The sequence below is a fragment of the Streptomyces sp. NPDC032745 genome (genome assembly GCF_055579465.1).
Genome location: NZ_JBVING010000007.1, coordinates 116,235 through 141,288, shown reverse-complemented (window position 1 = coordinate 141,288; position 25,054 = coordinate 116,235). Strand labels below are relative to the sequence as shown.

15 protein-coding genes are annotated in these 25,054 nt (G+C 76.2%); 4 read left to right on the top strand and 11 right to left on the bottom strand.

Features of this window, described 5'->3' with window-relative positions; all coding sequences use genetic code 11:
• The first annotated feature begins 139 nt into the window (after positions 1 to 139).
• Positions 140 to 694 (top strand): DUF6434 domain-containing protein, encoded by a 555-nt coding sequence (locus ACZ5WG_RS19790; RefSeq protein ID WP_468724696.1) that lies wholly within the window; start codon positions 140 to 142, stop codon positions 692 to 694.
• Between the two features lie 25 nt (positions 695 to 719).
• Here the strand turns inward: ACZ5WG_RS19790 and ACZ5WG_RS19785 are convergent, their stop codons facing one another.
• Positions 720 to 1,871 carry an MFS transporter gene (locus tag ACZ5WG_RS19785; RefSeq protein WP_468725057.1) on the bottom strand — a complete coding sequence of 384 codons (1,152 nt, stop codon included), beginning with the start codon at positions 1,869 to 1,871 and terminating at the stop codon, positions 720 to 722.
• Between the two features lie 141 nt (positions 1,872 to 2,012).
• Here ACZ5WG_RS19785 and ACZ5WG_RS19780 point away from each other — a divergent pair, with 141 nt between their 5' ends.
• The gene (locus tag ACZ5WG_RS19780; RefSeq protein ID WP_468724694.1) at positions 2,013 to 2,768 is read left to right on the top strand and encodes an AraC family transcriptional regulator; all 756 of its coding nucleotides are present in this window, start codon (positions 2,013 to 2,015) and stop codon (positions 2,766 to 2,768) included.
• A 10-nt stretch (positions 2,769 to 2,778) separates the two neighbouring features.
• On the opposite strand, the gene ACZ5WG_RS19775 is transcribed toward ACZ5WG_RS19780, so the two are convergent.
• Positions 2,779 to 3,345 (bottom strand): dihydrofolate reductase family protein, encoded by a 567-nt coding sequence (locus ACZ5WG_RS19775; protein WP_468724692.1) that lies wholly within the window; start codon positions 3,343 to 3,345, stop codon positions 2,779 to 2,781.
• Positions 3,346 to 3,372: 27 nt separating this feature from the next.
• Between ACZ5WG_RS19775 and ACZ5WG_RS19770 the strand changes: the two genes are divergently transcribed.
• Positions 3,373 to 4,428 carry an enoyl-CoA hydratase/isomerase family protein gene (locus ACZ5WG_RS19770; protein ID WP_468724690.1) on the top strand — a complete coding sequence of 352 codons (1,056 nt, stop codon included), beginning with the start codon at positions 3,373 to 3,375 and terminating at the stop codon, positions 4,426 to 4,428.
• 34 nt (positions 4,429 to 4,462) lie between these two features.
• Here ACZ5WG_RS19770 and ACZ5WG_RS19765 read toward each other — a convergent pair whose 3' ends face one another.
• Positions 4,463 to 5,386 carry an SDR family oxidoreductase gene (locus ACZ5WG_RS19765; RefSeq protein ID WP_468724688.1) on the bottom strand — a complete coding sequence of 308 codons (924 nt, stop codon included), beginning with the start codon at positions 5,384 to 5,386 and terminating at the stop codon, positions 4,463 to 4,465.
• Between the two features lie 146 nt (positions 5,387 to 5,532).
• On the opposite strand from ACZ5WG_RS19765, the gene ACZ5WG_RS19760 reads away from it, so the two are divergent.
• Positions 5,533 to 6,339, top strand: coding sequence for a hypothetical protein (locus ACZ5WG_RS19760; RefSeq protein WP_468724686.1), 807 nt, complete (start codon positions 5,533 to 5,535; stop codon positions 6,337 to 6,339).
• Here the strand turns inward: ACZ5WG_RS19760 and ACZ5WG_RS19755 are convergent.
• Genes ACZ5WG_RS19755 through ACZ5WG_RS19720 form a run of 8 tightly spaced genes read right to left on the bottom strand, consistent with a single transcriptional unit; the run spans position 6,326 to position 24,307 of the window.
• Positions 6,326 to 7,594 carry an alkaline phosphatase family protein gene (locus ACZ5WG_RS19755; protein ID WP_468724685.1) on the bottom strand — a complete coding sequence of 423 codons (1,269 nt, stop codon included), beginning with the start codon at positions 7,592 to 7,594 and terminating at the stop codon, positions 6,326 to 6,328. The genes ACZ5WG_RS19760 and ACZ5WG_RS19755 overlap by 14 nt on opposite strands.
• 27 nt (positions 7,595 to 7,621) lie before the next feature.
• Positions 7,622 to 8,572 carry a galactokinase gene (locus tag ACZ5WG_RS19750; RefSeq protein WP_468724683.1) on the bottom strand — a complete coding sequence of 317 codons (951 nt, stop codon included), beginning with the start codon at positions 8,570 to 8,572 and terminating at the stop codon, positions 7,622 to 7,624.
• Positions 8,569 to 10,467, bottom strand: a complete 1,899-nt coding sequence (locus ACZ5WG_RS19745) for a class I SAM-dependent methyltransferase (protein WP_468724681.1) — start codon at positions 10,465 to 10,467, stop codon at positions 8,569 to 8,571. The genes ACZ5WG_RS19750 and ACZ5WG_RS19745 overlap by 4 nt, the downstream gene beginning before the upstream one ends.
• A 14-nt stretch (positions 10,468 to 10,481) precedes the next feature.
• Positions 10,482 to 11,693: a glycosyltransferase gene (locus ACZ5WG_RS19740; protein WP_468724679.1), complete on the bottom strand. Its 1,212-nt coding sequence runs from the start codon at positions 11,691 to 11,693 to the stop codon at positions 10,482 to 10,484.
• Positions 11,690 to 12,556, bottom strand: coding sequence for an alpha/beta fold hydrolase (locus ACZ5WG_RS19735; protein WP_468724678.1), 867 nt, complete (start codon positions 12,554 to 12,556; stop codon positions 11,690 to 11,692). The genes ACZ5WG_RS19740 and ACZ5WG_RS19735 overlap by 4 nt, the downstream gene beginning before the upstream one ends.
• Before the next feature lie 7 nt (positions 12,557 to 12,563).
• Entirely contained in the window at positions 12,564 to 12,881 is a 318-nt protein-coding gene (locus ACZ5WG_RS19730; protein WP_468724676.1) for an acyl carrier protein, read from the bottom strand.
• The gene (locus tag ACZ5WG_RS19725) at positions 12,871 to 17,508 is read right to left on the bottom strand and encodes a beta-ketoacyl synthase N-terminal-like domain-containing protein (RefSeq protein WP_468724674.1); all 4,638 of its coding nucleotides are present in this window, start codon (positions 17,506 to 17,508) and stop codon (positions 12,871 to 12,873) included. The genes ACZ5WG_RS19730 and ACZ5WG_RS19725 overlap by 11 nt, the downstream gene beginning before the upstream one ends.
• Positions 17,501 to 24,307, bottom strand: coding sequence for an SDR family NAD(P)-dependent oxidoreductase (locus ACZ5WG_RS19720; protein WP_468725056.1), 6,807 nt, complete (start codon positions 24,305 to 24,307; stop codon positions 17,501 to 17,503). Before ACZ5WG_RS19720 ends, ACZ5WG_RS19725 begins: the two co-directional genes overlap by 8 nt.
• Between the last annotated feature and the right edge of the window lie 747 nt (positions 24,308 to 25,054).

The following is a 25,054-nucleotide window of genomic DNA, read 5'->3' as shown; positions in this document are numbered from 1 at the left end:
ACGGCTACGGCGCCTCGCCGCGTTGTCGGAGCGCCCGGATACGCCCGGTATGAGGACGCTCCTCCGCCTTGCGATGCACCGCATCTGACGCCGCGCGCTGATCCACCGGGGATTACGGGACAGCCCTTAGGGTGGGAACGTGAGTACGAATAAAGAAGAGGTTCGACCCGCCCTCACGCCGGCGCTGACCGGGGCGGAGTTGATGCGCTGGTACTGGACCCTGGCGGAACTGTCCTCCCTCGCCAGGGAGATGGGCCTGTCCGCCGGGGGCGGCAAAGTGGCGCTCACGGCCCGGCTGGCCGCCGCACTCGACGGGCTCCGGCCGCCGCAGCCGGCCCGGGCCCCGCGCCCCGCAGGGCGTCAGCTCACGGCCCCCGTCGACGGGGACACCGTGATCCCGCCGGGCCAGCGGTGCAGCCAGGTGCTCCGGGAGTACTTCGTCCGGGAGATCGGGCCCGGTTTCCACTTCGACGCCTTCATGCGGGACTACGTCGCCCGGCACGCGGGACACACCCTCGCCGAGGCCGTCGCCCACTGGCACGGCACCCGCGCCCGGGCGGCCGAACCCCAGGAGGTCGCCGCCCAGTTCGAGTTCAACCGGTTCCTGCGCGACTGGCACGCCCGCCACCCGGAGGGCACCCGGCAGCAGGCCCTGGCCGCCTGGCAGGCCCACCGCGCCCTCCCGAAGGACTGACCCCGGCCGGCCCGGTCCCCCTCGTTCACGCGCCCGGCGCGGGCTCCGGGGCCGCGGGCTCCGGCAGCCGCCGGGCCAGGGCCCATGCCAGCAGGGGGAGAACGGCCAGGGGGAGCAGGGCCGTCCGCACGGAGGTGGCGTCCGCGAGGGCGCCGATGAAGGGGCTCGCCACACCGCCCACGCTGACCGTCAGGCCGAGGGTGACCCCGCTCGCCGTGCCCATGCGGGCCGGCAGGTAGTCCTGGCCCAGCGTGACCTGGAGCGAGAACGGCACGTACAGGGCGGCGGCCGCCAGCGCCGCGCAGACGTACACCAGGGGCAGCGGCAGGAAGAGCACGCCCGCGACGGCGGGGGCGGCCGCCGCGTACGCCCGGTGGACGGTGGTGACCCGGCCCCAGCGGGAGGCCAGCCGGCCGCCGAGCAGGGTGCCGCCCGCGCTGCCCGAGAACAGCGCGAACAGGGCCACCGCCCCGGCGGTTTCACCGCCGCCGCGTTCGCGCACGTACAGGGCGATGAACGTGCTCAGCCCGATGAACGCCACGGACCGGACGACCACCACGAGGGAGAGCCGCAGGAACGCCCGGCGGTCCTCGGGTCCGGCCGCCGCGTCGGTGTCCGCCGCCCTCTGCGCTGGTCCCGGTCCGGCCGCCCGGTCCGGCGCCGGCCGGGGAAGGTTCAGTACGACGCCGAGCGCCGCGGGCAGGGCCAGCAGCCACCAGCCCGCCGGCCCGGGCACCGACAGGGCCCCGACGGCGAGCAGCGGCGCGCACGCGAAGCCGATGTTGCCGCCGAGCGCGAACCAGCTCATCGCCGCGTGCCCGGGGCCGCCCGCGCTCGTGCGGACCAGCCGGGCGGCCGCCGGGTGGTACGCGGCGACACCGAGCCCGGAGAGGGCGACGGCGGCGACGGTGGCCGGATAGCCGGCGTCCGCGCCGACCAGGGCGATGCCCAGGCCGGCGGCGGCCGTGCTCAGCGGGATCAGCCACGGCATCGGCCGGCGGTCGGTCAGCGCCCCGAACAGCGGCTGGACCACGGAGGACAGCAGCGAGGCGGCCAGCACGATGCCCGAGGCGGCGGCGTAGCCGTACGCCCGCTCCGAGACGAGGAAGGGGACCAGCGCGGCGACGGCGCCCTGGTAGACGTCCACGCAGGAATGCCCGGCCGCGTAGGCCGCGATGCGGCGGCGCCGCGCCGGAGCGGTTTGCGCTGCGGTCCGTGCAGTGGGTGCGGTGAGCTGCTCTGCAGCGGTCTTCGATGGGTTCACCGGTCGAGGATCTCCGGTGTCGCGGGCGGCCCGCTTCCGATAAATTGCCGGGTGATGCAGAAAATCCGCCACACTCCCCGGGCCGCGACCAGCATCCGCGAGCTCGACACCGACGTCGGGATCGACCCGCACCGGCACGACGACCACCAGATCGCCTACGCCGGTTCCGGGGTGCTGTCCATCACCACCGACGCCGGTACGTGGGTGGCGCCCACGACCCGCGCGCTGTGGATCCCGGCCGGGACGGTGCACGAGCACCGCGCGTACGGGCGTACGGACCTGCACTCCGTAGGCCTGCCCACCCACCTCAACCCGCTGTCCCTCGACAGCCCCGCCGTGATCGCCGTCGGACCGCTGCTGCGGGAGCTGATCCTGGCCTACACGCGGTCCCCCGAGGACGACAGCCCCCAGCGGCGCCGGATGCTCGGGGTGCTGCTCGACCAGCTGCGGGCCTCGCCGCTGCAGCCGCTGCACCTGCCCGCGCCCGCCGACCCCCGGCTGGCGGCGGTGTGCGACCTGCTGCACGCCGATCCGGCGGACTCCCGCGGGCTGGCCGCGCTGAGCGCCGCAGCCGGCGCCGGGGCGGGCGAGCGGACGCTGAGCCGGCTGTTCCGCGCCGAGCTGGGCATGACCTTCCCGCAGTGGCGCACCCAGCTGCGGCTGCACCGGGCGCTGCGGCTGCTGGCCGTCGGAACCCCGGTCACCGCGGTCGCGCACCGCTGCGGCTGGTCCTCCGCGAGCGCCTTCATCGACGTCTTCCGCCGGGCCTTCGGCCACACGCCGGGGGCCCACCCCCGGCATCTGCCCTGAGGCGAGCCCCCTAGGGGCGCGCGTACGAGAGCCGCACCACGCCGTTGCCGAAGGTGCGGGTGCCCTCGAGGCGGAGCGGTACCGGGGCGGGGGCCGGCGGGAACAGGGGTCTGCCACGGCCGATCCGCACCGGGTGCACGTAGATGCGGTACGCGTCCACCAGGTCGTGGCGCAGGAACGAGGCGGTGAGATCGGCTCCGCTCAGCACCAGGTCGCCGCCCGGGGCCGCCTTGAGCGCGGCGACCTCCGCCGGGACGACGTCCCGCACGAGTGTGGAGTTCCAGCCGAGGTCGGCCTGCTGCAGGGTGCGCGAGTACACGTACTTCGGCATGTCCCGCCAGATGCCCGCGAACTCGGCCATCGGCCCGCCGACGGCCGGGTCGGCATCGAACGTCGGCCAGACCCCCGCCATCAGCTCGTAGGTGACGCGGCCTTCCAGGAAACCGCCCATCGTGCGGGTCTCGTCATTGAAGTGCTGATGCAGCTCTTCGTCGACGAGGTGCCAGTCGATCTGCCGTTCGGGCCCCTCGAAGAAGCCGTCGAGGGAGATCCCACTCATCAGAATGATCTTCCGCATGCTCATCCACGCTACATACTGGCCGGTGTGAAGACCGAAGAAGCCGTCGACGACACGGTCCTGCTCGCCACCGATGGCCGGACGGGGCTGATCACTCTCAACCGTCCCAGGGCCCTCAACGCCCTCACCCACCCCATGGTGCTGCGGATCGACGAGGCCCTGCGCGCCTGGGAGCGGGACCCCGACGTCGACCAGGTCCTCATCCGCGGCGCCGGTGAACGCGGCCTGTGCGCCGGCGGTGACATCCGCGCCATACACGACGACGCCAAGGCCGGAACCGCAGCGTCCGCCGACTTCTGGCGCGACGAGTACCGGCTCAACGCCCGCATCGCCCGCTACCCCAAGCCGTACGTCGCGCTCATGGACGGCATCGTGATGGGCGGCGGCGTCGGCGTCTCGGCCCACGGCAGCGTCCGCGTCGTCACCGAGCGCTCCCGCGTCGCCATGCCGGAGACGGGTATCGGCTTCGTCCCGGACGTCGGCGGCACCTACCTGCTGGGCCGCGCCCCCGGTCTGCTCGGCACCCACCTCGCACTGACCGGCACCGCCGTGGGGGCCGCCGACGCACTGCTGTGCGGACTCGCCGATCACTTCGTGCCCGCCGACCGGCTCCCGGAACTGATCGCCGCCCTCGCCGGATCGCCCGCCGGCGAGGTGCTGCCGCACTTCGCCGGCACCCCCGCCCCCGGGGAACTGGCCGAGCGGCGCGAGTGGATCGACCGCTGCTACGCGTCGGACACCGTCGAGGAGATCGTCGAGCGGCTGCTGGCCGAGGGCGATCCGGCCGCCAAGGAGACCGCCGAGACGCTCCTGGCCAAGTCCCCGACCTCGCTGAAGGTCACCCTCGCCGCAGTCCGCCGGGCCCGCGCCCTGGGCCCGCTGGAGCAGGTGCTGGTCCAGGAGTACCGGGTGTCCTGCAACGCCCTGCGCGCGCCCGACCTGGTGGAGGGCATCCGAGCCCAGGTCGTCGACAAGGACCGCACCCCGCGCTGGTCCCCGCCCGCGCTCGCCGACGTCACCGACGAGGACGTGGAGCGGTTCTTCGCCCCGCTCGGCGAAGCCCGCGAACTCCGGCTGCCCTGAAGGCCGCCGGAGTCGCCCTGACCGGTCGGCGCGGTCAGCGGTAACCGGTCGCATCGGCCGGGAGGCCCGGGTCCTGGACCTCGACCAGGTACCGCCAGGCGTCCGGCCGGCTGCCGTCGAGATCCGTGAACCCGTAGACCCGGGCCAGCTGCCCGCTGGAGAGCGACTGCCCGTTCCAGCGCGACACCTCCGGGTCCGCGGCGAGCGCCGCGACCGCCCGCCCGACGTACGACGGGGTCTCGGAGATGGCGAAATGCGGGACCTTCCCCAGCGCGTCCCGCCAATTCGCCTCGGTCACGCCGAAGTTGTCCAGCATCATCTCCGAGCGCAGCCAGCCCGGCGTCAGCGCCACCGCCGTCGCCCCGCGCGTCCCCAGCTCGTGCCCGAGCGCGAACGCCATCCGCAGGACGGCCGACTTGGCGAGGTCGTAGAAGAACGACACCCGGTAGCGGCTCGCGTTGTACTCGGCCGTGCCGTCCGTCATCTCCACCACCAGCCCGCCCGGCTCGCGCAGCATCAGCGGCAACGCGAAATGGCTGGTGACGGCATGGGTCTCGACCGCGAGCCGCAGCAGCCGCAGCCCGTTGTCCAGGTCGTGCTCCCACACCGTGCTGTCCCACTCGAAGAGCCGCTCGCCGCCCCAGATGTCGTTCACCAGCACGTCGAGGCGCCCCTGCTCGGCGTCGATCCGCCCGACCAGCGCCTCCACCTGCGCCGGCACCAGGTGGTCCGCGACCACGGCGATGCCCTGCCCGCCCGCCGCCGTGACCAGCTCCGCCGTCTCCTCGACGGTCTCCGGCCGGTCGTACTCGGAACGGCTGCCCCGCGTACTGCGCCCCGTCACGTACACCGTCGCGCCCTGCGCGCCCAGCTGGACCGCGGTACCCCGGCCCGCGCCCCGCGTCGCCCCCGCCACCAGGGCGACCCTGCCTTCGAGAGTCCGCCGCGCTTCCGCCATGGCCCGACCCTACGCGGCGAGGGCCCGCCGGGCACGGAAGCGCGGACGCGCGCCGCTGGCCGGATCGGCGGCCTTTCAGGCACCTCGTCCGGCGGGATACGACTGAGCCGCCGAACCCCGTCCCGGACAAGGGAGACGTCCCACCGATGACCACAGCAGACATGACCAGCTTCGACGACGTCTACGTGCTCCCGGACCCGCGCGGATACTTCACCGGCCTCGGGCCGTACGGGTACCAGACGCCCGCCCACGCCCAGCCCGTGTTCCGTGCCCTGGCCGGCGAACTGGACGCCGGACGGCGGACGATGCTCGACCTGTGCTGTTCGTACGGGATCAACGCCGCGCTCGTGAACCACGACGTGACCCTGCACGAGCTGTACGCGCACTACACCTCGCCCGAGGCGGCCGGGCTGACCACCGCCGAACTGATCCTCCGTGACCGCGACTTCTACGCCGCCCGGCGCCGCCCCGAGGCCGTACGGGCCATCGGCGTCGACGTCTCGCGCCCCGCCGTGGACTACGCGGTGGCCGCCGGGCTGCTCGACGAGGGGTACTGCGTGAACCTGGAGACCGCCGAGCCGGAGGAGCGGCTGCGGCGCTCCGCAGCCGACGTCGGCCTGATCACCATCACCGGAGGCACCAGCTTCCTCACCGAGCGCACGTTCGCCCGGCTGCTCACCGCCGTCGGCCGGCCGGTGCCGGTGGCCGCCTTCGTCCTGCGCACCCACGACTACCGGGCGATCGCCCGCTGCCTGGAGTCCTACGGGCTCACCGTGGAGCGCGCCGAGGGCACGAACCCCCAGCGGCGCTTCACGGATCCCGGAGAGCAGCGGCGCGCGGTCGCCGCCGTCACCGCGCTCGGCGAGGACCCGGCCGGGAGGGAGTCGGCGGGCTGCTTCCACACCCGCCTGCACCTGGCCCGGCCGGTGTCCGCGCCGGTCAGAACCAGGTGAGGGTCAGTGCGAACGTGGTGCTGGCGCTCGCCCCGGCCGAGTCGGTGGCGGTGGCCGTCACCTGTACGGTGCCGCTCGCCCATGGCTTGCCGCTGATGCGGCCGGTGCCCGCGTCGATCGTCAGGCCGAACGGCAGACCGGTTGCGGCGTACCGGACCGGCGGCCTGCCGCCGGTCGCGGTGAGCCGGATGGTGCAGGACTGGTTGAACTTGCAGCTCTGCGGGCCGGGGTCGGCGAGCTGCAGAGCTCCGGCCGTCGGAGTGGGCGTCGGGGTCGGCGTGGGCGTGGGAGTCGGTGTGGGAGTGGGTGTCGGTGTCGGTGTGGGGTCCGTGGAGCCGCCGAACACCTCGCCGATCGGCTGCACGTTCGCCGCGTTCCCGGCGTGCGTCGCCGTGCCGGACAGGTCCTCGAAGGTGCGCAGCAGATGGTGGTGGCTGTAGGCGGTGGCGTACTTGCCGGTCCTGACGTTCGCCCCGGAGAACACGGTCGCGATCTGGTTGGAGCCGAGGTAGTTGTCCTCGTCCCACGTCAGCACCAGCAGACTGTTGTTGGCCTTCGCCCACTGGGCGTAGGCGTCGAGGTTGTTCTTCGTCCAGGTGTCTCCCGTGCCGACCGAGCAGGAGTGCATGTCGTTGCACTGGTTCGGGACGACGAACGACAGGTTCGGCAGCGCCGCGAAGTTGTTCTGCGGGAACTGCGCCCAGGTCTTTCCGGTGCTCAGCGGCACGTTCTTGAAGGCGAACCACGGATTGTGCTTCTGCGCGTACTGGCCGTTCGTGCAGGCCGTGGACCCCTCGGCCGGGAGGTCCTCGTTGTACGTCGCGAACGTCTTCCCGGCCGCGATCAGCTCCTGGCCGAGGTTCGCGGCGGTCATCGACTGCGGGGTGTAGCAGCCGTCCCCGGTGATGCCCTGGGTGCCGCCGGAGAACAGGTTGAAGTAGTTCGGCTGGCTGGGGTGGGTGAGCGCCTTCATCCCGGTCAGGCTCGCGCCGCCGTTCGCCAGCTGGTTGATGTACGGGGCGTTCGCGCTGCCGATGATCTCGCCGTACTGCTTGTTCTCGTAGACGACGACCACCACGTGGTCGTACGCCGGCAGCCCCGCGGCTGCGGCCGCCGTCCGGGCCTCCTGCGTACTGCCGTCCGCCGCCTGCGAGCTGGCCACGGTGAAGGCGCCCAGCAGGCCGAGCGCGCCGAGTGCGGCCACGAGCGAGGACCTACGGGTCCTTCGTCTCGCAACGGCCTTGGGTGAGGGCATGAGCGGTTCCTCCTCGAGATCGGTGGTTCATTCCTCCCGCCGGGCCGCACCGGCCACGGCGATGTTCAGGAAGCGGGGTACCGGCCGCCCCCGGCCGCGGAAGTCCTCCGCGACCGCGGCCCGCACCGCCGCCAGACGCTCTTCGGGCAGCAGCACCAGGGCGCTCCGCCCCGGCCGTGGCCCGGGCGGCTCCGGGGGCCAGGCGCTCAGTGCCCCCGCCCGGCTGGCGCAGGCCACCGCCTGCGCGAGCGCCGCCCGCAGGTCCGGGTGGCGCGGATCCGTGCGTACGGCCAGCAGCACCAGCCGCGCGCCCGAAGCCGCCGGGTCGAAGGCGACGTACCGGTGCGGCCGCGCCGGATCCCGGTCCGCCAGCAGCGCCTCGCCCGGCCGGGCGAAGAGCACCGCCCGGCGCAGCGCCTCGTCACCGTCCGGCAGCGCCCCGGCCAGCAGCCGGGCCAGCTGCGCACGGTCCGGGTCCGTGCCCGGCGGCGTGTGGGCGTCGACCGCCGCGAGCGCCACCGCGCAGTCGGCCGGCTCCGCGGTGGCCAGCCCGGCGGCGGCCGTGAGCGAGCCCTGCACGTGCAGATCGGTCCCACCGCGGCCGTAACCGGCCCGGGCCAGGGCCAGCAGCACCGCGTACGGCTGGGCGGCCCAGTCGGGCATCGCGGGCGGCGGCCCGGACAGCGCCAGCGGAACGTCGCAGCTGTCGGCGGGGTGCCCCAGGGAGCTGAGCCGCACCAGGCCGTCGCTGCGCGGCGCCGCGGCCGCCGCCACCGGCCAGCCGGCCGCCGCCACCAGCCCCGGCGACCCCAGGTGGAAGGCGTACGGGGCGCTCCAGACGGCCGCCGGGGGGCGCCCGTGAGCGGCCTCCAGGGCATGGGCGACGAGCCGGAACAGCGGGTCGGCGGTGGCCCGCCGGGCGATGTCCTGCCCGGCGGGGGCGCCTTGCCCGCCGGCGCGGGCGGGAGGCGCGGTCACGGTCCCTCCTTGCGGGCCAGCATCCGGTAGGCGTTCCCGCCGTCCGTGCGCCGGGCCGCGGCCGTGCGCAGCGCGTCGAGCACCGCCGCGCCGGCGAAGCAGGGCAGCGCCGCCACCCGTACGGCACGCGCCAGGGCCCGGCCGCGCGGCGTGGCCGGGGGACCCCACGGGCGGTCCGGATCCGGGGCCAGCCGCGTCGCGGTCAGCGCCACCGCGCCGAAGAAGTCGTTGCCCTGGTGGGCCGCGCCGTGCTCTTCGGCCAGGACGGTGAACCCCCGATCGGCCAGCGCCTCCCGCAGGTTCGCGGCCGGGATCAGATGCTGGTGCTGCGGCTGGAACCAGGGCAGCCAGGCCGGTCCCAGCAGCCGGGCCATCCGCGACTCCGGATCGGGGAGTTCGATGGCCAGATGCCCGCCGGGGGCCAGCACCTCGGCCGCCGTGTCCAGTTCGGCGAGCGGGTCCCGGGTGTGCTCCAGGTAGTGGTACATGCTGACCACCTCGTACCGGCCCGCCAGCTTCGCCGCGAACTCCGGGAACTGGCCCTGGAATCCGGCGGCCACCCAGCCGCGCCGCTCGGCCTCGAGCACCCCGTCGCCCATGTCCAGCCCGTCGAAGCGGGTACCCGGCCAGACGGCCCGCGCGGCATTGCAGAAGTGGCCGTGCCCGGTGCCGACGTCCAGCCAGGAAGCAGGAGTCCCGTACGGGCGGAGCATCTCGGCCCGCGCCCGGTACGCCGCGCCGAGCCGGCCGAAGACCGTCCCGGCGCCCTCCCCGCCGCGGCCGTCGTAGAAATCGCGGTAGTAGAACTCCAGTCCCTCCGGCGTCAGCCGGGGGTTCTGGAAGACGTGCCCGCAGTCACCGCACTGCTCCAGGGCGAACCGGCCGGGCTTGCCCTGGAGCAGATCGGGTACCCGGACCCGGACGGTGAGACGCCGGGACCCGCACCAGGGGCAGTCGGGGCGGCGCGGTTCGAAGAACCGGTCGGTTCCGCCGGCCAGTTCGGCCCGGTACGAGGCCGCCCGCGCGGTGTCCGCCGCGCCGCGGGCCGTACGGGCGGCCGCAGCCGCCGTACGCAGGCCGGCGTCGAGGGAGCGCACCGGCCGGATGGCGGTCGCCGGGGCCAGGTCGGCGGGGCGCAGCGGGCCGCCGTGCCCGCCGAGGGCGAGGTACGGCTGGAGCCAGTACAGCCCGGCCGCCGCCGCGCCCCACCGGCCCTGGCGCAGTACCGCACCCGCCAGCACCGCCAGCCCGGCGAGCTGTGCGGCGGCCAGCGCACCCGGCGGCAGCCCCTGGGCCCGCAGCTCGGCGACCCGGCCCTCCCCGGTGGTGCCGGGGCCGGAGCGCCCGGGGCGCCCGGAGCTCAGCGCCGGGGCGACGGCCAGACCGGTGGCGTCGGCCGCGAACTCCTTCAAGCGGCGGACGAGCGCTAGGAGTTCCGCCCGGTCGCGCCGGGGCGTGCCGGGATCCACCCCGGCCCGCGCGAGCACCTCCTCGGCCACGAGCACGGCGTACCCGGCGCCGCGCCCCTCGCCGAGCCGGTCCTGCCGGTAGCCGGCCGGGTCGACCAGGCGCAGCAGCCCCAGAGCATGCTCGGCGGCGAGGTCGGCGGGCAGCAGGTCCAGCACCCGAAGGCCCTCCCGGTCGGCGTACGCACAGGCGGTCAGGAACGTCGCCGCGTCGGGTTCCACCCCCTGCGCGGTCAGCAGCCGCCACCCGGCGGCGCGCGGCAGACCGGCCGATGCGGCCGGGGCGACCGGGGGCGCGGGGAGCACGGGGAGGGCCCGCATCCGCCGCCGGGCGCGTACGGTGCCCGCACCGAGCGCGGCCAGCAGCAGGGCGGAGGTCCACGGGAGCTCGCGGAGGGCGAGCCGTGTCGTCGGCATGGGGGTCGTCACGCGGGTCCGGGGTGTCACAGCAGCTTCTCCAACCGGTCGGCCGCGGCGCAGGCTCCGCCCGCCGCGGCGAAGGAGGCCTGGATCCGCCGGGCGGCCCGGCGGGGGCCGGGATCGTCCAGCACGGCCGTGAGCGCGTCCCTGAGTTCCTCGGCCCGGGTCCTGCCGAACCGGACCCGTACCCCGGCCCCCGCCCCGACGACCTGCCGGGCCACGATCGGCTGGTCGTCCCGGATCGGCGCGACGACCAGCGGCAGCCCGTACGCGAGTGCCTCGCAGACGGTGTTGTGGCCGCCGTGGCAGACCACCGCGTCCAGATGGGGGAGCAGCTCCAGCTGCGGCACCCGCTCCAGCAGCAGCACGTTCCCGGGCGCCGCCCCGATCAGGGCCGCGGGGGCCACGAGCACCAGCTGCACCTCGTCGGCCAGCCGCTCGGCGGCGCCCAGCACCGCCCCGTAGAACCGGCCGCCGGCCTCCTGGTTGAGGGTGCCCAGCGACACCAGGACCCGGCGCCGCTCCGGGTCGAGCCGCTGCCAGGGGAAACCGGGCGGGTGCGGACGGGTCCCGAAGGCAGGGCCGACGAAGGCGTGGTGCGGCGGGAAGCCGTCCTGCGTGCCGATGAGTTCGGGGGTCGAGAAGACCAGGACGAGCCGCTCGGAGAACCGCGGGTCCCAGCCCGTCCCGTCCGCCCCCGGCGGCGCCCCCTTCGCTCCCGCCGTCCTGTCCGCCCCGTCCTCCCCGCACTCGGCGAGGAACCCGGAGATCTGCTCGTCGACCCACTCCCCGACCTTCGGGAAGTCCGCGAAAGGCCGGGTCAGCTCGGCGGACGTGCTTGCGGAGGTGGCCCAGGGAATCCCGAGCCGGCGGGCGACCACCGGCCCGGCGAGGGCCTGCTGATCGGCGACCATCAGGTCCGGCGCGAAGCCGCGGACCGCATCCGTCACCCCCGGAACCATCGCCCGGGCCAGCGGCACCAGCGCCTCCTCCCACAGGAAGCGCAGCGCCCCGACCCCGCGCAGATCCCGCCAGCGGTCGTGCAGCGCCGCGTAACCGCCGCCCGCCTCCTCGCCGGCCGGCAGGATCCGGGCGTGCGCGGGCAGCAGCCGGGCCAGGGCCCCGGCCGGCCCGGTCCAGGCGACCTGGTGTCCCCGGGCGGCGAGTTCGGCCCCGACGGCCACGGTCGGATTGACGTGCCCGGCCAGCGGTGGCACCGTGAAGAGCACCCTCATGGCACCAGCGCTCCCGCCCGCGCGGCCGTCACCGCGGCCGTCGCCTCGAGATGGGCCAGGACGGCCTCCCGCAGGGCCCCGCTGCTCTCCTTCAGTACGTCGTGCCCGAGTCCGGGCAGGATCCGCAGCACCGTGCTCGCCTGCGTTGCGTGCCGGGCCAATTCCCGTGCACCCGGAACGAGTTCGGAGTGTTCTCCGCACACGATCAGGAGCGGGCAGCGCAGCCGGGCGTAGTCGGCGGGAGTGAAGGTGCGGCTGGCCGCGATGTCGTCGATCAGGCTGGTCCGGTTGAGGAGCTCGTCGGCGATCGCCGTCAGATGGGCGGCCTTGCGCAGCCGGAGGCCGAGCAGCTGGGCGGGTACCGGACTGCCCTCCAGGCTCAGGGCGGCTGCGGACAGCGTGTCCACCATGTTCTCCACCCAGGCCCCGCTGAGCGGGGGTTCGAGCAGGGTCAGCCCCGCGACCAGGTCCGGGCGGGCGAGCGCGGCGTGCAGGGCGAGGGTGCCGCCGTGGCTGTTGCCGACCAGGTGCACCCTGCGGTGCCCGAGTCCCAGCGCGCCGAGCAGCGCGAGGAGGTCCCGTACGGCGGTGCGGCTGTCGTAGCCGGTGGCGGGGCGTTCGGTGCGGCCGTGGCCCCGCAGGTCGAAGAGGACAGCCTCGTGGCCGGCCCGCGCTGTGGGCAGGGCGAGGGGACAGTAGAAGGAGGACAGGTTGTCGACGACCAGTCCGTGCAGGAACACGACGACGGGCCGATCGGTGCGGTCGGTCTCTTCGGTCCCGGCGGGCAGGTCCCGGCGGTCGGGGGCGGCGGCCGGAAGCGACTGGACGTGGAAGCGGAGCGAGTTCGCGTGGACGAAGGCCATGGCGGGCTCAGCCGGCCGAGGCGGTCGGCGTGGCCGCCGCCCGGGCGAGTGAGGCATGGGTGACCCGGCCGATGTGCGTGACCAGTTCACCGACCGACATGGCGAGGATGGCGTCCATGTCCTTCTCGGCGAGGAAGCCCATGAGGTCCACCCCGGCGCCGTAGCGATGGTGGAGCAGCTCGGCGAGGGCGACGAACTCGATGCTCTCCAGGGCGAGATCCTCGTTGAACCTGGTCTTCATCGTGACCTCCTCCGCAAGCAGGAACTCGTCGCCGACGATCTCCACGAGCATGCCGGTGATCTCGGCGAGGATGTCAGTGGCCATGGCTGGTCTCCGTGAGGGTGAAGGGGACGGGGGCGCGGTCGGGCGCCGCGGGGTGGGCGGTCCAGGCGACGACGTGGCCGTCGGGCAGGAAGGACGTACGGAGGGCGTATCGGTGCCCGTCGGGGGACAGCACCCGCAGCCCGCCGGAGCCGGGGTCGTCGGCCGCCCGCCAGGCGCGCGGGCGGCCGCCGAGGCCGGTACCCGCCGCCTTGGCCGCGGCCTCCTTGGCGCACCACAGAGCGGTGAGCGCGCCCGGCAGGCCCGTTCCACCGCGGGCGGCCAGGGCCTCGGCCAGGGAGAGCTCGTCCGGGGCGAGTGCGATCCGGATCAGCGCGTCGGGGTCGGCGGTGACCGGCTCCACGTCGATCCCGACCGCCCGGGACCGGTGGGCGACGGCGACGGCGATCCGGTCCTTGTGGGCGAGGGAGAGCCGGAAGCCGGAGGCCAGTGCACCCTCGGGCACGGGTCGCCCGTGGGGATCGTTTCCGACGGGGACCTCCGCCGGGAACACCGGCCCCGCACCGCCGTCCCACAGCAGCTGCCGCAGCGCGTCCTTGGCCGCGATCCGGCCCAGCAGCCACGGCGCCCGGGCGCGGGGAGGCAGTTGCCCGTACGCCGCCCGCTCGGCGGCACCGAGGTAGCGGCGCATGACCAGCTCCTGCGACGCCGGGTCGGTCCAGCGGCGCCGGGCCAGGCACCAGCCCGCGGGCTGCGGTTCGCCGATGCCGCACACCTCCGGGGTGAACTTCATCGGCCAGACCCGCTCGTCGGCGCCGAAGCGGCGGTACGTCCACCCCTCGATCCGGGCCCATACCTCACCGGTGCTGCGGCTGAGCTCGAGGTCGCCGCGCACGGTGACGTCGCGCACCTCGCGGACCCGGGCGGTGGCGGCGACCGGCTCGCCGGCGGCGGGCGGTGGCCCGAAGAACCGGATGCGGTCCACGGTGGCGGGGAACACCAGCCTGTCGACGGGCAGTTCGAGCTGCATCCAGTGCCCGAACAGCTGCCCGGCGGCGTCCAGCAGCGCCCCCGGGTCGGGCAGGGCCCGCAGTACTCCGCGGATCCCGTCGGCGCCGACGGTCCGGACCTCGTGGACGCCGGCGAAGCGGGGGCCGTGGAACATCCACCGGTCCCGGTACAGCGCCTCGGCGCTGACGGGGGCGGGGCGCGGATCCCGCAGCGGGGTGGTGTCGGGCGCGGGCGGCTGCCCGTGGCCCGGGCCGAGCAGCACGACGACGGAGGCGTACGGGCCGAGTCCGATCCGGATCCGCCCGGGCCCGTCGCTGCGGACGCTGACCTTGACGTCGAGGGCGGGCGCGGCGGGGAGCCACCGCAGGGCCCGTACGTCGTCGTAGCCGATGAGGGCGGCGCCGGGCGGGGCGTGCCGGCGGGCCGCGTCGGCGGCCAGCTCCAGCATGGTCGTCATGGGAACGACGGGGAACCGGTCGGAGTCCTCGGGCCAGCCGTCGGGCTGCAGGTACACGCAGTGGTCGCGGACGTAGGGCATGGCGTCGAGGGACACCCGGAGCCGGTGCGTCCCCGTGGCCCTCCCCGCACCCGCCCCGAGCTCCCTGCGCGGGGTGGGTGCGGCCGCGCCCGGAGGCATCCCGGGCAGCGGGCCCGAGGAGTGCGAGGGGAGGGGCCCTGGCGGCGGACCGGCAGCTGCGGGGCCTGCCGCCCCGCGGACGGTCGACCAGGCCTCGGTGACGGCCTGCGCGGCCGCGCGGGTGTCGGCGAGGGCGGTGTCCAGCGCGGACAGCAGACCCGGCTGATCTCCCCCCTCCGGCCGGGGAGCCAGACCCCCCAACGCGGCGCGTGCCGTCGCACCGAGCCGCACCAACGGCGAGCCGAGGTCCAGGGCGACGGCCCGTTCCGCGACGGCCCGTTCCGCGACGCCCCCGCCCGCGACGGCCCGGGCCGGGCCGGTCGGTGCGGGGGAGGCGGGACTCGGTGACAGGCGGTCCCAGTTCGGGGCGTGGCCCTCGGTCCAGAGCGCGGCGCAGGTGCGGCGCAGGGCGGGCAGGCCCGCGAGCCGGGGGGAGGAGGTGGCCACCGAGAGGTGGGGGCGGTCCCGGAGGGTGTCCTCGACGAAGCCCGGCAGGCTGCCCGGGCCCAGCGCGACGAAACTCCGCACGCCCGCGTCCTCGTACAGCCGCAGCGTCAGCTCCCTGAAGCGGACCGGCTCCAGGAGGTGCCGCACCACCAGGTCCCGGACGGCATCCGCGTCGGCGGGGAAGGGGGCGAGCGTCGTCGCCGACCACACCGGCACCGCCCCGGCCCTCACCGGCAGCCGGTCGAACGCGGAGCGGACCTGCTCCAGGTACGGCTCCCACATCGGCGTGTGGAAGCCCGAACGGAACGGCAGTTCCTGCCCGAGCACCCCCTGCGAGCGCAGCCGCTCCAGGACCCGGCCCACCCCGGCGGGGTCCCCGCAGACCACCGACTGGTGCGGGCAGTTGTCATGGCTGACCACCACCCCCGCCACGCCGTGCAGCGCCGCCTCCGCCCGCGCCGCCCCGCACCCGAGCGCCGCGTAGACGAGATCGGGGACCTTGAGGGAATCCGGCCGCAGCGAATCCAGGAAGGAGTCCGCCGCGTCCTGCGGATAGAGGCCGGCGGCCACCATCGCCGCCCACTCGCCCAGGCTGTGGCCCGCCAACACGTGCGCCTCGATGCCCAGTTCCGTCAGGACGCGGGCGAAGAACCGTCCCGCGGCGATCGCGTCGAGGGCCCGTTCCATCAGCTCCCCGCCCCGGCTCAGCCGTGGTGCGGTGAGACCGAGCCGGTCCGCGAGGTCGTCCACCACCGGCGCGAACTCCGGTTCCAGGCCGGGGAACAGGAAGGCCACCCGGCCGCCCAGCGGCTCCGGCGTGAACCAGACGTCCCCGCGGCCCCGCCACGCCCGGCCGCGCGCCACCGCCTTCGCGGCCAGCGCGAGCCGCTGCGGTGTCGGCCCGACCACGGCCAGCCGGCACGGCCCGTCGCCCGCGGATCCCGACCCTGCCCGGACGGGCCCTGCCCCGGTGGCCCCCGCTCCCGCGGCGAGCAGCTCCGCCAGCTCCGCCGGACCGTCCGCCGCGAGCAGGAGTACGTCGTCCCGCCCGCCCGGGGCGACCACCGGCGCGGCCGCGGCCCCCAGAGGCAGGAAGCGGCGTACCGGAGGCGCCGGGCGGGCGGCTCCCGGGGCCTCCTCCAGCACCACGTGCGCGTTGATCCCGCCGAAGCCGAACGCGTTGACGCCCGCCCGGCGCGGCGCCGGCCCGCGCTCCCACGGCTCCGCCTGTGTGAGGGGCCGCATCCGGGTCCGGGCCAGGTCCGGGTGCGGATCCGTCAGGTGCAGGGTCGGCGGCAGCGTCCCCTCGTACACCGCGAGCGCCGCCTTGATGAGCCCGGCCATGCCGGAGGCCTGCATCGTGTGCCCGAGCATCGACTTCACCGACCCGAAACCGATGCCGCCCGGCTCGGCGGCCTCCGGCGGGCCGAACACCTGGGCCAGGGTGTCCAGTTCGGCGGCGTCGCCGACCGGCGTCCCCGTGCCGTGCGCCTCCAGCAGGCCCAGTGAGCCGGCCGCCCGCGGGTCCAGACCGGCCTCGCGCCAGGCCCGCTCCAGGGCCCGTACCTGGCCGGTGACCAGCGGGCTCATCAGGCTCGCGGCCCGGCCGTCCCCGGCCACGCCCGTACCGCGGATCACCGCGTAGATCCGGTCGCCGTCCCGTTCCGCGTCCGCCAGCCGCTTCAGCAGCACCACCCCGGTCCCCTCGGAGAGCAGCGTCCCGTCGGCCAGCCGGTCGAACGGCCGGATCCGCTCGCTCGGGCTGAGCGCCCGCAGCTGGGTGAACACGCTCCACAGCGTGGCGATGTGGCAGTGGTGCACGGCCCCCGCGACCACCGCGTCGCAGCGCCCGCCGGCCAGCAGCCCGACCGCCTGGTCCACCGCCAGCAGCGAGGAGGCGCAGGCCGCGTCCAGCGTGTAGGCGGGGCCGCTGAAGTCCAGCCGGTTCGCCGTCCGGGCGGCGGTGAAGCTCGGCACCAGCCCGATCGAGGCGTCGGGCCGCTCCGGCCCCAGCGCGTCCTGGAAGGCGGCGCGCACCGCTGCGATCCGCTGCTCGCCGAGCTCGGGCGCCAGCTCGCGCAGGGTCTGCGCCAACTGGTGGGCGGTACGCACCCGTTGGTCCAGCCGGGCCGTGGCCACGCCCATGAATCCGCCGCGTCCCAGCACCACCCCGATCCGCGAGCGGTCGGTGGGGAGCCGGTCCTCGCCGCCCGCGTCGGCGATCGCCTCGGCCGTCGCGTGCAGGGCCAGCATCTGGTCCGGCTCCGCCCCCTCCACCGCGGTCGGCATGATCCCGAACCGGGTCGGGTCGAAGACGGCCAGACCGTCGATGAAACCACCCCGCCGGCAGTAGAAGCGGTCCCCGGCCGCGGGGCCGGCCGCGCTGCCCGGGTCGTAGTACACCTCCGGGTCCCAACGCCCGGGCGGTACCTCGCCGATGGCATCGGTGCCGGCCAGCAGGTTGCGGCGGTACGCGGCCAGGTCCGGTGCCCCGGGGAACACCGCGCCCATCCCGACGATCGCCGCATCGGTCGGCCGCGGGCCCCGCCCCGCCCCGTGCCCGCGCTCACTCATCGCCCTCGCCCTCCCGGGCCGTCAGGACCACCTGTACGTCGGTCCCGTACGCGAGCTCGTCGAGGAACGCGGTGGTGGCGGCCTCCGCGGAGAGCAGCGGGACCCCGCGCCGGGCGTACGCGCGCTCCAGTTCCGGCGTGACCATCCCGCCCGCCTCCGCGGCCCAGGGACCCCAGTCGACGGACAGCACCCGGCCCGGCAGGAACGCAGACCAGGCGTGCGCCAGGGAGTCGAGGGCGTCGTTGGCCGCGGCGTAGTCCGTCTGGCCGCGGTTGCCGTACACCCCGGAGACGCTGCCGAACAGGGCCAGGAACCGCGGCGCGGGCCCCGATCCGTGCTCGGCGGCCGCGGCCGCGAGGTTGCAGGCGCCGGTCACCTTCGTGGTGAACACCTCGGCGAAGGCGGCCGGTTGCTTGTCGCACAGCAGCCCGTCGCGCAGCACCCCGGCGCCGTGCACGATGCCGTCGAGCCGGCCGTGCCGCTCCCGTACGTCGGCCACGACGGCCCGTACGGCCTGTTCGTCGGTGACGTCGGCGCAGTGGTAGCGGACGGAGGCCGCCACCGCGCCGAGCGCGGACAGGGTGGCCCGTACCTCGCGCTCGGCGAGGATCCGCGAGGCCGCGGCCTCGATCTCGGCGGGCTTGCGGAGGCCGTCGGCGATGAGGGCGGCGCGCAGTGCGACGCGGTCGGTGGCCTGGGCGAAGCGGTCCTCGCCGGCGGCGGGCCGGGGCGTACGTCCGATCAGCTCGACGTGGCATCCGGTGGCGCGGGCCAGTGCGAGGGCGGTCCGGGCGGTGATCCCGCGGGCCCCGCCGGTCAGCAGGACCACGGACCGGGCGTCGAGCGGAGGCGTTCCGTCGCCGACGGCGGGCAGGGGAGCGGGCACGGGGCGGCGGGTGATCCGGACGCCCTCGGCGGTGTACCCCACGGAGGAGCCGTCGCCGTGCACGTCGCCCAGCTCGGCGAGGAGCCGCGCCGCGACCCGCTCGGGGTCCTCCTTGGCGCTGACCTCCACGGCGCGGATCAGGCTGCCCGGGAACTCGAGGGCCGCGCTGCGGGCGAAGCCGTGCAGACCGGCGCCGGCGGCCCCGCCGGGTGTGGTGGCGAGCAGGAGCCGGCGGACCCCGCCGGTGAGTGCGCGCTGCAGTGCGGGAAACGCGCCGGGCAGCACCGGCTCGGCGCCGGCCCGCAGCCCCGAGAGATCGACGATCCCGTCGAGGCCTGCAGTGCCCTCGGCAGCTGCCTCGGCGAGGACCCGCACTTCGGCGCCGTGCCCCCGCAATGCCGTGCCGAGCGCGGCCGACACCCCCTGCCCGTCGTCGACCACCCCGACCCGCAGCCCCCGAACCCCCTCCGCCTGCGCGACCACATCCGCGACGGCCACGTCCTCCACCCGCAACCGCCGGACCGCGGGCCCGCGGACAGCGGACCCCGCGGGCTCGGCCGAGCGGGCCCCGAGCCCGTGGGCCGCCGACCCGGCGGGCTCGGCAGCGCCGGAGAGGACGCCGCCTGTGGAGCCGGCCGGTTCGGATGCCGTCGGCGCATGCCCGCCGCCGGTTGCGCCGGCCCGGTCGGCTGCACCGTCCGCGAGGCCGTGGGCCGGGGATGCCGCGGGCTCGCGTGCGCCCGCCGGGGCCGTCGTGTGGGAGGTGACCCAGTCGACGATGCCGCTCAGGGTCTTGAGGCGGGAGAGTTCCTCGACGGCGGACTCGGCGGAGCCGTCGGGGTCCTGCGGGAGCCCGATGCGGTCGGCCAGTGCGCCGATGATCTCGACGCGCTTGATGGAGTCGATGGACAGGTCCGCCTCCAGGTCCAGTTCGGGGCCGAGCATGTCGTGCGGGTATCCGGTGCGGGTGTGCACGATGTCCAGGACGACGTCCATCACCTCGCCGGCGGACCTGGGGCCACCGGCTGATCCGGCGTCCTGCGCGGGCTGTCCGTCCGCTGCGGCCCGGCCGTTGGCCGCCGCCGGCACCGGGGCTCCGCCCGCGTCGGCCCAGAGCCCCGGGCCTGCCCGGCCGGTCCGTGCCGGGCCGTGGGCGGACGGCCCGTCCGCCGGCCCCCAGCCGTCGGCCGGTGCCGGGAATCCGTGCGGGCCGGCCCGGCCGGGCAGCCGCGTGCCGAGGGCGGGAAGCGCGTCCCCGGGAGTGGGCCACGGGCGGTCGGGGGCCTCGGCCGACGGCCGTGCCGCAGGCGATCCGGCGCCCAGGAAGCCCAGCAGGACGTCCCGTTGGGCCTCGATCAGTTCCCGGGAGCCGCGCAGGTACGCGAGGACCGCCTCCTCGCGGTGGTCCGCCGGCGACGGCGACGGCGACGGCCCCGGCGACACCGACGGCGCCGCCGGGGCCACCCGGCGGGCCGGCTGCAGGCCACCCGGCACCGGGGCGCCGTCCGCGGTGCGGACCAGGTGGCCGTCGACCAGCCAGCCCGGCCGCCGCGGGGCCCGCTCCGGCAGCCGGGTGCCGCGGCCGCGGAACAGGGCCTCGGGAGCCACCGGCACGCCCGCCGCCGCCAGCTCCGCCAGTGCGGTGACCAGCCGGAACAGGCCGTGCTCGCCCGGCACGTCCAGCGGGACCACGGTGTGCGGCCGGTCGCGCAGGATCCGGCCCAGCAGGCCGGAAAGGACCCGGCCGGGCCCCGCTTCCACGAACGTCCGGACGCCGGACGCGTACATGGCCTCCACCTGCTCCACGAACCGGACCGGCTCTGCGACCTGGCGCGCGGCAAGGCTTCGTACCGCCTCGGCGCCGGCGGGGTACGGCCCTGCCGTGGTGTTCGACCAGACCGGGACGGCGGCGTCGGCAACCGCCGTCCCGGCCAGCTCCTCGGCCAGCGCGGCGGCCGCCCCCGCGACCACCGGGCTGTGGAACGCGCACGCCACCTCGATCGGCTCCGCCGAGAGCCCCGCCGCCCGCAGCGCCGCCACCGCCTCGGCCACGGAGTCCGCCGGGCCCGAGATCGCGCACTGCCGCGGCGCGTTGTGGTTCGCGACCACGCACCCGGACCGCGCCGCGATCTCCCGTACCTCCTCCGGCGCGGCCGTCACCGCCGCCATGGACCCCGGATCCGCCCCCGCGGCCGCGAGGATCGCCTCGGCCCGGCGCGCGCTCAGCCGCAGCAGGCTCTCCGTGTCGTACACGCCGGCCGCCCACAGCGCGGTGAGCTCCCCGTACGAGTGCCCGGCCACGCAGTCCGGCCGTACGCCGAGCTCCCCGAGCAGCAGATGTGCCGCCGCCCCGGCCAGCCCGAGGGCCGGCTGGGCGATCCGGGTGTCGGTGACCGCCGCCCGCTGCGCCGCCCGCTCGGCGGCGCCGAAGGCGCCCGGCGGGAACACCGCCGAGACGACGGCCCGCGGAGCCGTCTGAAGCAGCCGCCCCTGCAGCGCCGGGAACGCGATGAACAACTCACCGAGCATTCCGGGGCGTTGACTTCCCTGCCCGGGGAACAGGAACGCCACCTTCCGTGGATCGGCCGCATCCTCCCGTACGTGGACCCCCTCGCCCGCGGTGAAGCCCCGGGCCCGCTCCAGCCGGGCCACGAGCTCGTCCAGGTCCCCGGCCACGACCGCCACCCGCACCGGGCCCGAGCCCTGCCCCTCGGCGGCGGCCTCCGCCGCGAGGTCCCGCAGGGCCCACGGCCGCCCGGCCGCTTCGTTCTCCTCCAGCCGGGCCGCGAGCCGGGCCATCGCGCGCCCCGCCGCCCGCCGGTCCTCGCCGCGGAAGCAGAACAACTCGGCGGGCCACTCCTCCAGCCCGTGCGAGGCCTCCTCGGCGCCCCCGTAACCGGCCAGCACCGCGTGGTAGTTGGTGCCGCCGAAGCCGAAGGCGCTGACCCCGGCGATCCGCCGCTCGGCGGGGACCGCCCAGGGCCGCGCCTCGGTGGGGAAGGCGAAGGGGCTGGTCTCCGCCTGCCAGGCCGGGTTCGGCGTCTCGATGTGCAGGGTCGGCGGCCGGACACCCGTGTGGACCGCCCGGGCCGCCTTGATCAGCCCGGCCAGCCCGGCCGCGCACTTGGTGTGCCCGAGCTGCGATTTCACCGAACCCAGCGCGCACGCCCCGGGCGCCGCCCCGGATGCGGCGAACAGCTCGGTCAGTACGGTCAGTTCGGTGCTGTCACCGACCACCGTGCCGGTGCCGTGCGCCTCGATCAGTCCCACCTCGCCGGGGGTGATGCCCGCCCGCGCGTAGGCCCGCTCCAGGGCCCGCCGCTGCCCCTCCGGCCGGGGCGCGGTCAGGCCGAGGGACCGCCCGTCGCTGGCCGCCCCGACCGCCTTGATCACGGCGTAGACCCGGTCGCCGTCCCGCTCCGCGTCCGCAAGCCGCCTGAGGACCAGGGCGCCCACCCCCTCGCCGAGCGCGATCCCGTCGGCCGCCGCGTCGAAGGGCCGGCAGCGCCCGCTCGGGGACAGCGCCCGCACCGAGGAGAACATCAGGTAGTCGTTGATCCCGTTGTGCACGTCGGCGCCGCCGCACAGCACCATGTCGCTGTCCCCGTCGCGCAGTTGGCGGCAGGCGAGGTCCAGCGCAGCCAGCGAGGAGGCGCAGGCGGCGTCGACGGTGCAGTTGGCGCCGCCGAGGTCGAGCCGGTTGGCGACCCGGCCCGCGATCACATTGGCGAGGATGCCGGGGAACGAGTCCTCGGTGAGCCGGGGCAGCTGCTCGTCCAGCCCGGGCGGGAGCTCGCCCAGGTAGGCGGGGTGCAACGCGCGCAGCCCGTACGCCCCGGCCAGCTCGGTACCGGCCTCGGCGCCGAAGACCACCGAGGTCCGGGAGCGGTCGAACTCCCGGTCCCGGCCGTACCCCGCGTCCCCGAGGGCCCGCGCGGAGATCTCCAGGGCCAGCAGCTGGACCGGCTCGACGGCGGCCAGAGAGGCCGGCGGGATGCCGTGCGCGAGGGCGTCGAACGGCACGGGGTCGAGGAAGCCGCCCCAGCGCGAGGGGGTGCGCTCGCCGGCCCGCGAAGGGTCGGCGTCGTAGTACAGCGCCGGGTCCCAGCGCTCGGGCGGCACCTCGGTCACCGCGTCCTTCCCGGCGAGGATCCGGGCCCAGTAGGCGGCGAGATCGGGCGCGCCCGGGTAGGCGCAGGCCATACCGACGATGGCGATGTCCAGCGGGTCGGCCACGGGCTCCCCGGGGGCCGGCCCGTCCTGCCCCGCGGCCGCCAGCTCCACCGCGCGCCGCTCCAGCAGCTCGGTCGCCCCCTCGGTGACCTGGGCGTGCAGGGCGGCGACCGTGGTGGTCCCGGAACGCAGGGTCGCGGCCTGGCCGAGCATGAACAGCCCTTCCGCGTACTGCTGTCGTTCGTCCACCCGCTCCAGCGGCGCAGGCGCCGCCGCCCCTCGCCGCTGCCCCTTGCTCGCGATCCGCAGCCGCCCCAGGTTCAGCCGCTCCAGCTCCTCCCACACGGCGCGTGCCCCGGCGCCGCTCTCCACGAGCCGCCGCCGGGTCGCCTCGAAGGCCTCGGCGTACGGAGTGGCCGCGCAGCGCGTGGCGTGCCCGGGAGCCGTGTGCAGCAGGACCGTCTCCGTGCACTCGACCGCCGCCCGCTGGAAGCCGGGCAGCACCGCGCCCGCGGCCACCGCCTCCTGCGTGAACAGGTACGCGGTCCCCATCAGCACCCCGATCCGCGCCCCCCGCTCGGCCAGCGGCGCGGCGGCCGCCACCGCCATCGCGGCGGAGCGCGCGTCGTGGATACCGCCCGCGAACAGCACGTCCAGGGCGGCCGGTTCGGGGCATCCCAGGAGCAGCTCGATCTGCTCCTCCCACAGCGCGAACGAGGTGCGCGGCCCGACGTGGCCGCCGCATTCCAGCCCCTCGAACACGAACCGCCGCGCCCCTTCGGCGAGATACCGCTCGAGCAGCCCCGGCGAGGGCACGTGCAGATGCGTCGCGGTCCCGGCCGCCTCCAGCGGCGCCGCCTGGGCCGGGGTGCCGCCGGCGATGATCGCGTGCGGCGGCCGGACCTCGGCCACGGCGGCCAGCTGTTCCCGGCGCAGCTCGGGCGGGGCGAAGCCGAGCAGTCCCACGCCCCAGGGGCGGTCCCCGAGCCGCTCGGCCGTCTCGGCGAGCAGTTTGCGTACGTCAGCGCCGTCCATCACCGCGAGCGCCAGGTACGGGACCCCTCCCTCGGCGGCCACCGCCTCGGCGAAGGCGGCCTGGTCGCTGACCCGGGTCATCGGCCCCTGGGCGACGGGGAGCGGCCGCAGCAGCGGCCGGGTGCGCACCGCGGCCCCCAGATGCCCGGTGACCGCCGCCCGTACGGCCTGGAGCACCCCGCCCGTCGTCCGGTACCGCGCGGCCAGCCGGGCCGCCGAGGCGCCGTCCTGCCCGACCGGCAGCAGCTGGGTCCGCAGGTCCCGGGCTCCGAGCAGCGCGGCGGCCGGACCCTCGGGCGGGGTCAGGCCGGGCCGCGCGTACACCCGGTGCCCGTCGTGCAGCCGGGTTTCGGAGCCGTCCATCGCCCGGAGCGCGGCGGCCACTTCGGCGGGCAGTGCGGCCTCGCCCTCCGCGGTCAGGGCCAGTTGTACGTCGACCAGCACCCCGGCGGCTCCGCCCGCGACGGCCGCGGCCGCCGTGTGCGGCCCGATCCCGCCCCGGGCGAGCACGGGCACCCCGAGTCCGGGCCCGGCCAGCAGCTGCTGGAGCAGGACGAAGGTGGTGGCCCCGCCCACCCGGCCGCCGGCCTCGTGCCCCTTGGCGACGAGCGCCACCGCCCCGGCGGCCACCGCGATCAGGGCCTCCGCCCGGCCGGTGACCTCGGCCCAGGCACGCCGCCGCCCGCCCTCGGCCCAGGCGGCCATCTGCTCCGGGGTGTGCTCCGAGGGGTCGGCCACGAGCACCGTGTCCACCTCGGGCGGCAGGTCCTCGGGCCCGAGCGGGCATCCGGCGGGCACCCGCACCCCGTACCGGCGCCGGCCGCCGAGCCGGCGGGCGAGCTCCGCGAAGCCGTGGCGGGCGGCCGCGGGATCCCGGCCGAGGTCGAGCAGCCCGAGGGCCCCGGCCCGTTCGGCGGCGATCACGATCCGCGGGTGCGGCTCCTCGAACGGGCTGACCGCGACGACCAGGTCACGGGTGGCGGCGGATCGCGGGGGCTGGGGGGTCACGAGCGCTCCTCTGGTCGGTGCTGTGTGACATGTCGCAATGCGTGACGGCGCACCCCTGGCGCACCGCGGCGCGCTCGGGGGCGCACGGAGGCCGGACGGGGCCGGACGCGGCTGTACGGGGGAGTGCGGGGGGTGCAGGGAGTGCGGAGGGTGCGGGGCGCGTGCGCTGGTCGTGCCGTGGGGGGGCGTGCGCGGGCGGGGTCTCCCGCCGGGAGGCGGTGCCAGGGCCGCCCGGGCGGCCCGAGCACCTGCACGGGCGGGTTTGAACGGTGGTCAACTTCCCTGATGCCGCGATGCATCGTGCGGTGGCCGCCCTGCACTGTCAACGGTCATGCGGAGTAAGCCGTTTCGCCCCTTCGGCGTCGGCGGCTGCCCCGGAACGCGCCCCGCCCGCTCCCGTCGCGGTCCCACCGGGGCCGGTGGCCTGCGCCGATCCCGCCCGGG

Coding starts and splice junctions, on each gene's coding strand:
- ACZ5WG_RS19740 (WP_468724679.1), bottom strand. CDS start 11,693: ATGAGGGTGCTCTTCACGGTGCCACCGCTGGCCGGGCACGTCAATCCG.
- ACZ5WG_RS19765 (WP_468724688.1), bottom strand. CDS start 5,386: ATGGCGGAAGCGCGGCGGACTCTCGAAGGCAGGGTCGCCCTGGTGGCG.
- ACZ5WG_RS19725 (WP_468724674.1), bottom strand. CDS start 17,508: ATGAGTGAGCGCGGGCACGGGGCGGGGCGGGGCCCGCGGCCGACCGAT.
- ACZ5WG_RS19755 (WP_468724685.1), bottom strand. CDS start 7,594: ATGCCCTCACCCAAGGCCGTTGCGAGACGAAGGACCCGTAGGTCCTCG.
- ACZ5WG_RS19760 (WP_468724686.1), top strand. CDS start 5,533: ATGACCACAGCAGACATGACCAGCTTCGACGACGTCTACGTGCTCCCG.
- ACZ5WG_RS19720 (WP_468725056.1), bottom strand. CDS start 24,307: ATGGCCGCCTGGGCCGAGGGCGGGCGGCGGCGTGCCTGGGCCGAGGTC.
- ACZ5WG_RS19780 (WP_468724694.1), top strand. CDS start 2,013: ATGCAGAAAATCCGCCACACTCCCCGGGCCGCGACCAGCATCCGCGAG.
- ACZ5WG_RS19730 (WP_468724676.1), bottom strand. CDS start 12,881: ATGGCCACTGACATCCTCGCCGAGATCACCGGCATGCTCGTGGAGATC.
- ACZ5WG_RS19775 (WP_468724692.1), bottom strand. CDS start 3,345: ATGCGGAAGATCATTCTGATGAGTGGGATCTCCCTCGACGGCTTCTTC.
- ACZ5WG_RS19735 (WP_468724678.1), bottom strand. CDS start 12,556: ATGGCCTTCGTCCACGCGAACTCGCTCCGCTTCCACGTCCAGTCGCTT.